The organism is Listeria sp. MAN/IMW/UF464 (assembly GCF_058683955.1).
This window is the reverse complement of the sequence record NZ_JBZWZP010000001.1, coordinates 522,017-533,853: the sequence shown is the minus strand read 5'-3', so window position 1 is coordinate 533,853 and position 11,837 is coordinate 522,017. Positions and strand designations below refer to the sequence as shown.

Sequence of the window (11,837 nt, the reverse complement as noted above, 5' to 3'; positions counted from 1 at the left end):
TTTCGTAGAACTTTGTTACGAATCAATCAATAGCAGAAGAAGAGGACGTGACAGGAATGAATGGAAGAATTGTAATAGTCGATGATGAACCTATTACAAGAATGGATATCCGAGACATATTGGAAGAAGCGAACTACAATGTTGTAGGGGAAGCGACAGATGGTTTTGAAGCAATCGAACTTTGTAAAAGCCATCAACCAGATCTTGTTATTATGGACATTCAAATGCCACTCTTAGACGGTTTAAAAGCAGGGAAACGGATTATTTCTGAAGGCCTTGCTGGCGGTATTATTTTATTAACCGCATTTAGTGATCCAAAAAACACTGAAAAAGCAAAAGGATTCGGAGCATTAGGTTATCTAGTAAAACCACTTGATGAAAAAAGTTTAATCCCAACAGTTGAAATGAGTATTGCCAAAGGGCGAGAAACAAGAAAACTAGAGCAGCAATTAGAAAAGCTCACAAAAAAATTAGAAGAACGAAAAGTGATTGAAAAAGCTAAAGGTGTGCTTATGATTGAGAACAACATCACAGAGGAAGAAGCCTACAACATGATTCGTAATCTAAGCATGGATAAACGTTGTCCAATGATGGAAATCGCAGAAACGATCGTGATGAGCGATGACTAAAACGATTCGAGAAATGTGTTTACGCTATACGGACTTGGCAGAATATGATATTGATGAATTAATACATACTGCAAAATCGTTAAGCGAGTCTTCGATGTATCAAGATGTAGATGTTTTCATTGATGTTTATAACAAACTTACTAGTGAAGCACTTGTTATTCATCATACGCCGCCAAAATCAACCAAGTCACTTTATAAAAACAATGTAGTTGGAGAAACTGCTCTTCGTAGTAATGAACCAGGTGTACTCAGAACTCTTGAAACTGGTATGAACTCCAACGACTTGCTTGCAAAAACACAAGAAAACGTATTAATTCGTCAAAAAGTGTATCCTATCCGCAACAAACAACGAGTCATTGCCGTACTTATTCTAGAAAATGATATTAGTGCAGAAATTAAAGCTCATTTTGAGATTGACAATGAAGAAACGGCTTATAGAGATGTTTCTACAACACTTTCCGCGATGAGTAAATTAACCGATTCTATTACTGATCAACTAGATGACGCAATCTTGATTTTTGATCGTAACGGTATTTTACAACAAAAAAACTGCGCTGCTGACCAGTACTATGAACGACTAGGCTACATGGAAAATATCCAAGGAATGCATTATGATAATTTATCTCTCGACCAGATGATGTTTGATGCAATTATGTATCAAATCGAAACAGGAAAACAGCCAGTTCAATTAAAAAAAGAAGTGGTTATTGCCGGGAATTATTTTATTATGAAGCAAATTTTTGTGAAAGAAGAGGATGAACAAGAATGTCGTTTTATCCTTATCTTACATGATGTCACGGATATTAAAGTGAAAGAAGCAGAAATCGTTTCAAAATCGGTGGCAATTCGCGAAATTCATCATCGTGTGAAGAATAATTTACAATCAGTTGTTTCACTGCTGAGAATTCAAGGCAGACGTTCTACAAGCGTGGAAGCACAGAAGGTTTTGAATGAGAGTGTCAGTCGTATCCTTGCAATTGCAGCTACACATGAACTTTTATCCAAGCAGATGGAAGACGGCATCAACTTATATATGGTAATTGAAGCAGTCGCCTATAATATTGAAAGATGTTGTAACGATTGTCCGCAAGTTGCAGTTAGAATGGATATTGATAAACGGATTTACTTGGATAGTGACCGAACCGTGGCACTAGCACTTGTTATGAATGAACTATTACAAAATTCATATGATCATGCTTTCCATCCAAATGAATCAGGCGAAATTTTACTACAAATAAAAGAAGAAAAAAATATTATTCACGCAGAAGTAAGCGATAATGGTCATGGCTTTAATGTTCGGAAAGTATCCGAAAAAAGCCTAGGACTTTCCATTGTCAAAAGTTACATCAAAGATAAACTGCGCGGTAAAGTAACAATTGAATCAAATGAACATGGAACTAAAACAATGTTCGATTTTAAATACAATTCAATCCATGCTACAAAGAAGTAGCTATGAAAAAAGCGATGAAGCTTAAAGCCAAGTAACGATACTGTTATTTGTCTTTAAGCTTTTTCTTTTTGCTAGAAAGGAGTGAGGGTTTTGACGGAAACGATTTTAAGTGTAGGGATTGACCTTGGTACGTCGACAACACAACTCATTTTATCCGAGTTAGAAATTCAAAATATGGCATCAAGCTTCACAGTGCCGCGCATTGTGATTTCAGATAAGCGAATCATTTTTAGAAGCGAGATTCTTTTTACACCGATTCTTGCTGATAATTTAATTGATGTCGATGCAATTCGTGATTTTGTAACGAAAGAATATGCGAATGCTGGGATTAAGAAAGAAGAAATCGGCATGGGGGCAGTTATTATTACTGGTGAAACGGCTCGTAAAGATAATGCAAGTAACGTTCTAGATGCGATGAGCGGTTTTGCAGGAGACTTTGTCGTTGCTACAGCTGGACCTGATTTAGAAAGTATTATTGCTGGAAAAGGAGCAGGTGCGCACACTTATTCTAAAGAAAATAGTACTTGTGTTGTGAATCTGGATATAGGTGGCGGGACAACAAACTTATCGCTATTTGATCGCGGTGAGCTTATTGATACAGCATGCCTTGATATTGGTGGTCGGTTAATCAAAGTGGACCGTGAAACAAGAAAAATCACCTATATTGCGCCAAAAATTCAAGCTTTAATAGAAAAACGTGGTTATCCAATCACGCTAGGTGAGAAAACCTCGCCAGAAAATTTACAACCAATTCTAGGTGAAATGGTAGAGTTACTTAAAAACAGTGTCGGTCTTGGAGCTCCAAATGATTTTTACGAAACAATCATCACGAATAAAGGCTTAAAATTCCTTGCTGAAATTGAATGTATTTCTTTTTCAGGCGGTGTGGCTGATTGTATTTCAACTGGTGCTTTAAGTGATCCGTTTAGATACGGAGATATTGGTCTTTTACTCGGAAAGTCAATAGCTGAATCTAGCTTGATGACCGAAAAAAAGTATATCGAATCTGTCGAAACCATACGGGCAACTGTGGTAGGAGCCGGTTCACACACAGCAGAAATTAGCGGTAGCACAATCACTTATACCGAGAAAATTTTCCCAGTAAAAAACATTCCTATTTTGAAACTTGCCAAACAAGAAGAAAATGAAAATATGGCAGAAGTCATCAAGGAAAAACTCAACTGGTTCAAAATAGATGAAGATATGGAACGGATTGCACTTGCAATTGAAGGGGAGAATAGCCCCAGTTTCCAGCAAGTAACAGAATATGCAAAGGCCATTTGCGAGGGGATGAAAGAACCGATTGCACTTGGTCACCCACTAATTATCATTACTTGGCACGACATGGCAAAAGCGCTCGGACAGAGTATTTTCGGGCATTTACCAGCCGGCTATCCACTGATTTGTTTGGATAGTGTCAAAGTCGATAACGGTGATTATATTGATATAGGAAAACCAGTTGCTGACGGGAAAGTGCTACCAGTAGTAGTAAAAACCTTAGTCTTTAACTGATCCATATAAATAGCTTTAATTTTGAGAGGAGGATTTATCGAATGATTTTAAAAACGAATTTATTCGGCCATACATACCAGTTCAAATCCATCACTGATGTGTTGGCAAAAGCAAACGAAGAAAAATCGGGCGACCGTTTAGCCGGAGTTGCTGCTGAATCTGCAGAAGAACGTGTAGCTGCCAAAGTGGTGCTTTCTAAAATGACGCTTGGAGATTTACGTAATAATCCGGTTGTCCCATATGAAACAGATGAGGTAACCCGTATTATTCAAGACCAAGTAAATGAACGTATCCATGATTCCATTAAAAACTGGACAGTGGAAGAATTACGGGAATGGATTTTAGACCATAAAACAACAGATGCTGACATTAAACGTGTTGCACGCGGCCTAACATCAGAAATTATTGCTGCTGTTACAAAATTAATGTCCAACCTAGATTTAATTTATGGAGCGAAAAAAATTCGTGTTATCGCACATGCGAACACAACAATCGGTCTTCCAGGAACTTTCTCCGCTAGACTACAACCAAACCATCCAACTGATGATCCTGATGGTATCCTTGCTTCTTTAATGGAAGGATTAACTTACGGTATTGGGGATGCGGTAATCGGACTTAACCCAGTAGATGATTCTACTGATAGCGTTGTTCGTTTACTTAATAAATTTGAAGAATTTCGTAGTAAATGGGATGTGCCAACACAAACTTGTGTACTAGCGCACGTGAAGACTCAAATGGAAGCAATGCGTCGCGGCGCTCCAACTGGTCTTGTATTCCAATCTATCGCAGGTTCTGAAAAAGGAAATACAGCTTTCGGTTTTGACGGAGCAACGATTGAAGAAGCTAGACAATTAGCTCTTCAAAGTGGTGCTGCAACTGGACCAAACGTTATGTATTTTGAAACAGGACAAGGTTCTGAACTTTCTTCTGACGCTCATTTCGGCGTAGACCAAGTAACAATGGAAGCTCGCTGTTATGGTTTTGCGAAGAAATTTGATCCATTCCTAGTGAATACAGTAGTTGGATTTATCGGACCTGAGTATTTATACGATTCCAAACAAGTAATTCGTGCCGGCCTAGAAGATCACTTCATGGGTAAATTAACTGGTATCTCTATGGGTTGTGACGTTTGTTATACCAACCATATGAAAGCCGACCAAAACGACGTAGAAAACTTATCCGTGCTTCTAACTGCAGCAGGATGTAACTTTATCATGGGTATTCCTCATGGTGATGACGTAATGCTTAACTACCAAACAACTGGTTACCATGAAACAGCTACTTTACGTGAATTATTTGGTCTAAAACCGATTAAAGAATTTGATCAGTGGATGGAAAAAATGGGATTCAGCGAAAATGGTAAATTAACTAGCCGTGCTGGAGATGCATCTATTTTCCTAAAATAAGGAAGGGAGGAACTAAGCGATGAACGAACAAGAATTAAAACAAATGATTGAAGGCATTTTAACGGAAATGTCCGGTGGTAAAACAACCGATACAGTAGCAGCTGCGCCAACTAAATCTGTAGTTGAAACAGTTGTAACAGAAGGTAGCATCCCGGATATTACTGAAGTTGACATTAAAAAACAATTACTAGTACCAGAACCAGCTGACCGCGAAGGCTATTTGAAAATGAAACAAATGACCCCAGCAAGACTTGGTTTATGGCGCGCTGGTCCACGTTATAAAACAGAAACAATTCTTCGTTTCCGTGCGGACCATGCTGTTGCACAAGATTCCGTGTTCTCTTATGTTTCAGAGGATTTAGTCAAAGAAATGAACTTCATCCCAGTAAATACGAAATGTCATGATAAAGACGAATACTTAACTCGTCCAGACTTAGGTCGTGAATTTGATGATGAAATGGTGGAAGTGATTCGTGCGAATACTACGAAAAACGCGAAACTACAAATCGTTGTCGGTGACGGACTTAGTTCTGCAGCCATTGAAGCAAACATCAAAGACATTTTACCTTCTATTAAACAAGGTTTGAAAATGTATAACTTAGACTTTGATAATATTATTTTTGTAAAACATTGTCGTGTGCCATCCATGGATCAAATCGGCGAAATCACTGGCGCTGACGTTGTGTGCTTACTTGTAGGCGAACGTCCGGGTCTTGTAACTGCTGAATCTATGAGTGCTTATATTGCTTATAAACCAACAGTTGGTATGCCAGAAGCTCGTCGTACTGTTATTTCTAACATTCATAGCGGCGGAACTCCACCAGTTGAAGCAGGCGCATATATTGCTGAATTAATTCACAATATGCTTGAGAAAAAATGTTCTGGTATTGATTTAAAATAAAATTGTTAGAGGAGGAAACTTCATGAAAAACGATAAATTACCTGCATCCGTTTTAAGCGTCAAAGTTGTATCTAATGTAGACAATGGTTTATTTAAACAACTTGACTTAAAACCGCATCAAAGAAGTCTGGGTATTATTACATCTGATTGTGATGATGTTACATACACAGCACTTGATGAAGCAACAAAAGCAGCAGAAGTAGATGTTGTCTATGCGAAAAGTATGTATGCTGGTGCTGGAAATGCATCCACAAAACTAGCTGGTGAAGTAATCGGTATTATTGCCGGACCAAGCCCAGCTGAAGTAAAAAGTGGCCTTTCAGTAGCAGTAGACTTCATCGAAAATGGTGCTAGCTTTGTTAGTGCAAATGAAGATGATAGCGTACCTTACTTTGCACATTGTGTATCAAGAACAGGTTCTTTCCTTTCAAAAGAAGCAAATGTAGCAGAAGGACAAGCGATTGCTTACTTAATCGCACCGCCACTTGAAGCTATGTATGCTCTAGATGCAGCTCTTAAAGCAGCAGACGTAACAATTGGAACTTTCTACGGACCACCATCCGAAACTAACTTCGGTGGAGCACTTTTAACAGGTAGTCAATCTGCATGTAAAGCTGCTTGTGATGCGTTCAAAATGGCAGTAGAAAATGTGGCTGAAAATCCACTTCAATATTAAGGTGGTGCTAAAAAATGCCAAATGAAGCACTTGGTTTAATTGAAGTCACTGGTTTCCTTGGTGCTGTGGTTGCCGCTGATACTTGTTTAAAAGCAGCAAATGTTGAATTAATTAGATGTGAAGTCATTAAAGGTGGCTTAACAACAGTTGAATTAACAGGCGATGTTGGTGCTGTAAATGCAGCAGTGGAAGCAGGAAAAGCAGCTACAGAAAGCTTAGGTTGCCTCATTTCTAGTCACGTGATAGCAAGAATGAGTGAAGAAACGAAATCACTCTTTGTAAAAACTGAGCAAGAAATAGAAGAAACAAATGAAGTTATCCAAGAAGTCGTAGAAGTAAAAACAACTACAGATGAAACGGAAAAGAAACTTCGCGAAATGAAAGTTATTGATTTAAGGAAACTTGCTTACACATTAGATAATGTGCCTATCCCAAAAAGCAAGATTAAATATGCGAACAAGGATAAACTTGTTCACGCACTAAAAGATATTTATGGAAGGAGTGAAAACTAGTGGCACTAGAAGATAAAGATTTACGCTCAATCCAAGAAGTTCGTAACCTCATTGAATCAGCTAACAAAGCACAAAAAGAACTTGCTGCAATGAGCCAACAACAAATTGATACAATTGTAAAAGCGATTGCTGATGCCGGTTATGATGCCCGCGAAAAACTCGCAAAAATGGCACATGAAGAAACTGGTTTTGGAATTTGGCAAGACAAAGTAATTAAAAACGTCTTCGCCTCCAAGCACGTCTACAATTACATCAAAGATATGAAAACCATTGGTATGTTAAAAGAAGATAACGAAAAGAAAGTAATGGAGGTTGCAGTTCCACTAGGCGTAGTTGCAGGATTAATTCCATCAACAAACCCAACATCCACTGTTATTTACAAAACACTAATTTCGATTAAAGCCGGAAATAGTATCGTATTTTCTCCACATCCAAACGCACTAAAAGCAATTCTTGAAACAGTAAGAATCATTAGTGAAGCAGCAGAAAAAGCTGGTTGTCCAAAAGGCGCTATCAGCTGTATGACTGTTCCAACAATCCAAGGAACAGATCAACTGATGAAACACAAAGATACAGCAGTTATCCTTGCAACAGGTGGTTCTGCAATGGTAAAAGCTGCTTATTCATCTGGAACTCCAGCAATTGGAGTTGGACCAGGTAATGGCCCAGCATTTATCGAACGCAGCGCTAACATCCCTCGCGCAGTAAAACATATTCTTGATTCTAAAACATTCGATAACGGAACAATTTGCGCATCTGAGCAATCGGTCGTTGTGGAACGTGTGAATAAAGAAGCTGTCATTGCTGAATTTAGAAAACAAGGAGCACACTTCTTATCAGATGCAGAAGCTGTTCAACTTGGTAAATTCATTTTACGTCCAAATGGATCCATGAACCCAGCAATCGTAGGTAAAAGCGTGCAACATATCGCTAACCTTGCTGGCCTAACTGTTCCAGCTGACGCAAGAGTACTTATCGCTGAAGAAACAAAAGTTGGCGCTAAAATCCCTTATTCAAGAGAAAAATTAGCACCAATCTTGGCTTTCTACACAGCGGAAACTTGGCAAGAAGCTTGTGAACTTAGCATGGATATTCTTTATCACGAAGGAGCTGGACATACTTTAATCATCCACTCTGAAGATAAAGAAATCATCCGCGAATTCGCACTGAAAAAACCAGTTTCCCGTCTCTTAGTTAATACACCAGGAGCACTTGGCGGAATTGGCGCAACAACAAATCTTGTACCTGCTTTAACACTTGGTTGTGGGGCAGTTGGAGGAAGTTCATCATCTGATAATATCGGACCTGAAAATCTATTCAACATTCGTCGCATTGCTACAGGCGTTTTAGAGTTAGAAGACATTCGTAAAGAAGAAAACCAAGCAACACCTGAACTTTCGGTTGATGCAGACGCACTCATCCAAAGTTTAGTAGAAAAAGTTTTAGCAGAATTAAAATAAAAAATAAAACACTAATTGGAGGAATTTTAAAATGGCAAACGCAAACGCATTAGGTATGATCGAAACAAAAGGTTTAGTAGGAGCAGTAGAAGCAGCAGACGCAATGGTGAAAGCAGCTAATGTAACACTTATGGGTAAAGAACAAGTTGGTGGCGGTCTAGTAACAGTTATGGTTCGCGGTGATGTAGGAGCAGTTAAAGCAGCAACAGATGCAGGCGCAGCAGCAGCTGAACGCGTTGGTGAATTATTATCTGTACACGTAATTCCACGTCCACACAGCGAAGTAGACGCAATTCTACCAAAAAGCGCTGAATAAGAAAAATTTCTAACATAAATCAGGAAAAAGCGTGAGCGTAGGGCATAAGGGTTCCATCAGACTCGGAAAATGCCTAAAACTTTCGCTTTTTACCAGATTTAAGCAAGACAAAGCTTCCCATCATTACTAACACCAATTGTAAATGGGACAAAAGGATGTGGTTCTTTGGCTATTTTGACAGAAGATGAGTTACGAAAAGCCTACTTACACACCGATTTAAAAACAAAGAAAAAATTAGATATAAAAAAAGGAACGATTATTACTCCATCAGCTAAGAGTTTTTTATCTGAAAAGAAAATCGACCTTCATTATATTGATGAAATTTCAGAAACAAAAGTAGTAGTGGAGCCAGTGAAAAAAGAAACTACTAGAGCAAAATTCCAAACGATTTATGGTGGTTCAGTAGATGAAAAGCCAGAACATATGACGCATTTACGCGGCAACTTGCTTGTATTTAAAGACCATCCTCAAATCGCTTTCCGCGGAAAATTAGATACGCTTGAAGCTGAAATCCTGGAAACCCAGTGTTCTGTTGCTAGTGAATTTAAAGATCTTGCGGAAGATTTACAAGAAATCCTCACCTTTGTAAGAAATATTGTACGATCGGAAGTTTTAAACGAGCAAATCGAAACAGTTAATTTGCTTGGAATGGACGAAAAAGAACTGCGGGAACGTAGTCATAATCCGAAAAAATACTACCAAATGACACATTTTATGCCCGATTATACGATGGGGAATGCTGTTATTCGGTTAAACAAATTAAGAACGATGGTTCGTGAAACGGAATTAACTGCTTTTACAGCATTTAAGGAAGCGGATTATTCGGTAAAAAGACCAGATATTATTCAAGCGCTCAACCGGTTATCCAGTTTGTTTTGGATACTAATGTTCCGCGTAAGAACTGGTGAATATAAAAAGTAAGGAGGCTTATTCATGAATAATGAGTTAATAACAAGCCTTATTGAAGAAGTCACTCGCCGCGCATTACTTGAAACTGGCGTAGAAGTAGAAGCATCCGGTCGTCACGTCCATTTAGATCGTGAGACAGTTGATGCACTTTTTGGACCTGGGTATGAACTTACTCATTTCCGTGACCTATCTCAACCAGGTCAATATGTTTGTAAAGAAAGAATTAGCATTGTTGGACCAAAAAGCGTGATTCATAACGTAGTAATTCTTGGACCAATCCGTAAAAAAACACAAGTAGAAATTAGTGCTACAGACGGTACCGCACTTGGTATTAAAGCACCTGTCCGCGAAAGTGGAGACATAGCCGGGACACCAGGAATTTTACTTTTATCTGCTAAAAACAGTGTTCAATTAACTGAAGGACTTATTGTTGCAAAACGCCATATTCATATGACGCCAGAAGATGCAGCAAAACAACAAGTAACACAAAGTGAAATTGTTCAAGTGAAAATTAATGGCGACAGACCACTGATTTTTGACGATGTGGTCGTTCGAATTAGCCCTGATTTTGCTACATATATGCATATTGATTACGACGAAGCCAACGCATGCGGCTTTAAAAAGGGAATTCGAGGTCAAATAATTAAGAAAACAAAGGCAAAATGAGTATGGAAATGGAAGCTCTAATAAAAGCCGTCACCGAGGAAGTCATGAGACGATTACAACTTCCAGATAAAAAAATGATTATCATGGGGCAAGATTCAGAACACACTCTCAGACAGTGTTATCAAAAAGAATATCAAGTTTCGCTTTATGATCGTTCTGAACGCACCTGTGACATTTTATTATTAGAAGAAATGGAAATCGCTGAATTAGCTCGAATCAGTTTGCTTGCACCAATGAATAAAAAAGAACAATTTATCACAGATCATCTTTTAGAAGGACGTCCTACTTGGATCATGAAAAGCGGAATTAAAGCAAATGCTTATAAACGTTCTGCTAAATATGGTATCAGACAGCTCCTTCAAGAATATGAAGAAAAACTCGCTCGTTTTGGCGTAGAATTTATCGATAATCCGGTGAAATCCGTGAAAACTAGCAAAGTTATTAGCGAACAAGATGTGATTAAACTCACGAAGAACAAAAGCGAATTCATTTTGCCAGAGGGAAGTTTCTTAACACCACTTGCAAAAGATTATTTACAGGAAAACCGAATTAGCATTAAAGAAAGTTAGGAAGGAAGAGCGGCATGCAAATAGGAAAAGTTACCGGGAGTTTATGGGCGACAAGAAAAGATGAAAAACTGAATGGTTTAAAACTACTACTAGTAGAGATTTGTACCGATGAAGTGGAAGATAAAAGACATTCCATAGTGGCAGCTGATAATGCCGGAGCAGGAAACGGTGATCTCGTGCTCGTTACAACTGGTAGCGCAGCACGAGCATCTACTGGGGATAATACAATACCAGTGGACGCGTGTATCGTCGGCATTATCGACTCGGTAGAACGTTATGGCTGAACAGTCCTTAGGTATTCTTGAACTCAGGAGCATAAGTAAAGGTTACGAAATGGCCGATGTTTTTTTAAAAGCTGGCAATGTAACTTTATTTACTTTTCGTCCGACATGTCCTGGTAAATTTTTGATTATTTTGCAAGGTGCTTCCGGTGAACTTACTAGTGCGATGCAAGATGCAAAAGAAGAAGCAGGGAAATTTCATGTTTCTTCTTATATTTTGCATATGGCGCACGAAGAATTACTTGCTTTTCTAAACAATAAACACCCTAAAGTTGATGTTGATGCAGTAGGAATTATCGAAATCAGTCAATTGGGTGCTGGGCTAAACGCGGTGAATGAAGCGCTAAAAAAATCAGCTATTCATTTAAAACGAATGACGCTCGGTGCTTCGATTGGTGGGAAATTTGTGGCTGTTTTTACAGGGGAAGTTAGTGCTATTCAAGAAGGGATGCGGATTCTAATCGAAACCGCAGAACCAAAAAAGGTGATACATCATACGGTCATTCCTTCTCCTGATGAACTTTTAAAACGCTATCTATAGAATGGAGGA

General features: G+C 38.6%; 14 protein-coding genes. All 14 read left to right on the top strand.

Annotation, left to right across the window (positions count from 1 at the left end; genetic code table 11):
* The first annotated feature begins 47 nt into the window (after nucleotides 1–47).
* The 14 genes from AC4PG0_RS02695 to AC4PG0_RS02630 all read left to right on the top strand — a co-directional run bounded on the left by AC4PG0_RS02695 (nucleotide 48) and on the right by AC4PG0_RS02630 (nucleotide 11,828).
* A complete protein-coding gene (locus tag AC4PG0_RS02695; protein WP_492167471.1) occupies nucleotides 48–629 on the top strand; it encodes an ANTAR domain-containing response regulator in 582 nt (193 codons plus the stop codon).
* Entirely contained in the window at nucleotides 622–2,079 is a 1,458-nt protein-coding gene (locus AC4PG0_RS02690; RefSeq protein WP_003761781.1) for a sensor histidine kinase, read from the top strand. The genes AC4PG0_RS02695 and AC4PG0_RS02690 overlap by 8 nt, the downstream gene beginning before the upstream one ends.
* Nucleotides 2,080–2,169: 90 nt before the next feature.
* A complete protein-coding gene (eutA, locus tag AC4PG0_RS02685; RefSeq protein WP_033533129.1) occupies nucleotides 2,170–3,591 on the top strand; it encodes an ethanolamine ammonia-lyase reactivating factor EutA in 1,422 nt (473 codons plus the stop codon).
* Between the two features lie 41 nt (nucleotides 3,592–3,632).
* Entirely contained in the window at nucleotides 3,633–4,997 is a 1,365-nt protein-coding gene (locus AC4PG0_RS02680; RefSeq protein ID WP_003761786.1) for an ethanolamine ammonia-lyase subunit EutB, read from the top strand.
* 19 nt (nucleotides 4,998–5,016) lie between these two features.
* The gene (gene eutC, locus AC4PG0_RS02675) at nucleotides 5,017–5,898 is read left to right on the top strand and encodes an ethanolamine ammonia-lyase subunit EutC (RefSeq protein WP_003761788.1); all 882 of its coding nucleotides are present in this window, start codon (nucleotides 5,017–5,019) and stop codon (nucleotides 5,896–5,898) included.
* A 22-nt stretch (nucleotides 5,899–5,920) separates the two neighbouring features.
* Entirely contained in the window at nucleotides 5,921–6,574 is a 654-nt protein-coding gene (gene eutL / locus AC4PG0_RS02670) for an ethanolamine utilization microcompartment protein EutL (RefSeq protein ID WP_003761789.1), read from the top strand.
* Between the two features lie 14 nt (nucleotides 6,575–6,588).
* Nucleotides 6,589–7,086, top strand: a complete 498-nt coding sequence (locus AC4PG0_RS02665) for a BMC domain-containing protein (RefSeq protein WP_045553370.1) — start codon at nucleotides 6,589–6,591, stop codon at nucleotides 7,084–7,086.
* Nucleotides 7,086–8,546: an acetaldehyde dehydrogenase (acetylating) gene (locus AC4PG0_RS02660; RefSeq protein ID WP_003761793.1), complete on the top strand. Its 1,461-nt coding sequence runs from the start codon at nucleotides 7,086–7,088 to the stop codon at nucleotides 8,544–8,546. Before AC4PG0_RS02665 ends, AC4PG0_RS02660 begins: the two co-directional genes overlap by 1 nt.
* A 31-nt stretch (nucleotides 8,547–8,577) precedes the next feature.
* Complete coding sequence (locus tag AC4PG0_RS02655; protein ID WP_003719393.1) at nucleotides 8,578–8,862, top strand: BMC domain-containing protein; 285 nt, start codon at nucleotides 8,578–8,580, stop codon at nucleotides 8,860–8,862.
* Nucleotides 8,863–9,027: 165 nt separating this feature from the next.
* A complete protein-coding gene (locus AC4PG0_RS02650; RefSeq protein WP_003761794.1) occupies nucleotides 9,028–9,783 on the top strand; it encodes an ethanolamine utilization cobalamin adenosyltransferase in 756 nt (251 codons plus the stop codon).
* A 12-nt stretch (nucleotides 9,784–9,795) separates the two neighbouring features.
* Nucleotides 9,796–10,437 carry an ethanolamine utilization phosphate acetyltransferase EutD gene (eutD, locus tag AC4PG0_RS02645; protein ID WP_003761796.1) on the top strand — a complete coding sequence of 214 codons (642 nt, stop codon included), beginning with the start codon at nucleotides 9,796–9,798 and terminating at the stop codon, nucleotides 10,435–10,437.
* Nucleotides 10,434–11,006 (top strand): TIGR02536 family ethanolamine utilization protein, encoded by a 573-nt coding sequence (locus tag AC4PG0_RS02640; RefSeq protein ID WP_033533128.1) that lies wholly within the window; start codon nucleotides 10,434–10,436, stop codon nucleotides 11,004–11,006. Before eutD ends, AC4PG0_RS02640 begins: the two co-directional genes overlap by 4 nt.
* Nucleotides 11,007–11,020: 14 nt before the next feature.
* Complete coding sequence (locus tag AC4PG0_RS02635) at nucleotides 11,021–11,290, top strand: EutN/CcmL family microcompartment protein (RefSeq protein ID WP_003761800.1); 270 nt, start codon at nucleotides 11,021–11,023, stop codon at nucleotides 11,288–11,290.
* Complete coding sequence (locus tag AC4PG0_RS02630; protein ID WP_003761802.1) at nucleotides 11,283–11,828, top strand: ethanolamine utilization microcompartment shell protein; 546 nt, start codon at nucleotides 11,283–11,285, stop codon at nucleotides 11,826–11,828. The genes AC4PG0_RS02635 and AC4PG0_RS02630 overlap by 8 nt, the downstream gene beginning before the upstream one ends.
* Nucleotides 11,829–11,837 lie beyond the last annotated feature (9 nt).